Genomic DNA, 1,609 nt, shown 5'->3' with positions numbered 1-1,609 from the left:
GCTACGAGGCCGCCGTCACCGACTGGCACGCCGCCCGCGCCGCGGAATACGCCGCGCACCTGACCGAGCGTGGCGGCACGGCCGCGTTCCTGGTGTGGGGTGATCCGTCGCTCTACGACTCGACGATCCGGATCGTCGAGAAGGTGCGAGACCATTTGACGCTCAGCTCGGTGGGCCTGGACTACGACGTCCTCCCCGGCATCAGCGCGCCACAACTGCTCGCTGCCCGACACCGCATCGTCCTGCACGAGGTCGGTCGCCCCGTCCACGTCACCACCGGCCGTCGGCTGCAGGAGGCGGTCGCCGCCGGCCTCGACAACGTCGTCGCGATGCTCAATCCGCCCCCCGAGCGTCTCGACTTCAGCGGGCTGGCGGACTGGACGATCTGGTGGGGCGCCAACCTCGGGGCCGCGGGTGAGCGCCTGATCACCGGACGTCTCGGTGACGTGGTCGCCGCCATCGGCGAGGCCAGGGCCGCCGCGGAGGCCCAGGACGGCTGGGTGATGGATCTGTTCCTGGTGCGCAAGACCTGATGGCCGGCCTGCTGGTCGCCGGCACCACGAGTGACGCCGGCAAGAGCGTGGTCACCACCGGCCTGTGCCGCGCACTGGTCCGCCGCGGGGTGAAGGTGGCGCCCTACAAGGCGCAGAACATGTCCAACAACTCCATGGTGTGTGTCGGTACCGACGGCGCGGGTGTGGAGATCGGGCGGGCGCAGTGGGTGCAGGCGCAGGCGGCACGCGCGACAGCTGAGGCCGCGATGAACCCGGTCCTGCTCAAACCGGGCAGCGACCGCCGCAGCCACGTGGTGTTGATGGGCCGGCCGTGGGGTGAGGTGTCCTCGTCGGACTGGTTGGAGGGCCGACGTGCGCTCGGTGTGGCCGCCCACGCCGCCTTCGACGATCTGGCGTCGCGCTACGACGTCGTCATCGCCGAGGGCGCCGGCAGTCCCGCCGAGATCAATTTGCGCGCAGGCGATTACGTCAACCTCGGGCTTGCCCGGCATGCCGGCCTGCCCACGGTGGTGGTGGGCGACATCGACCGGGGCGGGGTCTTCGCGGCGTTCCTCGGTACCGTCGCGCTGCTCTCGCCCGAGGACCAGGCACTGATCGCGGGGTTCGTGGTGAACAAGTTCCGCGGCGACCTGGACCTGCTGACGCCGGGACTGCGCGATCTGGAACGGGTGACCGGCAGGCGGGTCTACGGCACGCTGCCCTGGCGACCGGACATCTGGCTGGACTCCGAAGACGCCCTCGAACTGCAGGGGCGGCGCTCGCCACGGCCGGGAGCGCGCCGCGTCGCGGTGGTGCGACTGCCGCGGATCAGCAACTTCACCGATGTCGACGCCCTCGGGCTGGAACCCGATCTCGACGTCGTATTCGCCTCTCACCCAAGCGCTCTCGCGGACGCCGATCTGGTGGTGCTGCCCGGCACCCGCTCCACGATCGCCGACCTGGCGTGGCTGCGGTCCCGAGGACTGGACCGCGCCGTGCTGGCGCATGCTGCGGCGGGACGGCCGGTGCTCGGCATCTGCGGCGGGTTCCAGATGCTGGGTCGCGTCGTCCGTGATCCCGACGGCATCGAAGGTGCCACCGTCGAGGCGGAGGGG

Annotated in this window: 2 protein-coding genes; both read left to right on the top strand. The window is 71.1% G+C overall.

Features of this window, described 5'->3' with window-relative positions; translation table 11 throughout:
* On the top strand, nt 1–533 hold a 533-nt coding region (locus WA965_RS13625; RefSeq protein WP_526447633.1), incomplete at its 5' end, for an SAM-dependent methyltransferase.
* Nucleotides 533–1,609: cobyric acid synthase (locus WA965_RS13620; protein WP_526447631.1), on the top strand; the 1,077-nt coding region annotated here is incomplete at its 3' end. The genes WA965_RS13625 and WA965_RS13620, both read left to right, overlap by 1 nt.

The organism is Mycobacterium sp. (assembly GCF_049683935.1).
Lineage (GTDB): Bacteria > Actinomycetota > Actinomycetes > Mycobacteriales > Mycobacteriaceae > Mycobacterium.
Note: the sequence above shows the minus strand (reverse complement) of the source record. Positions and strands in the feature narration are given on the sequence as shown.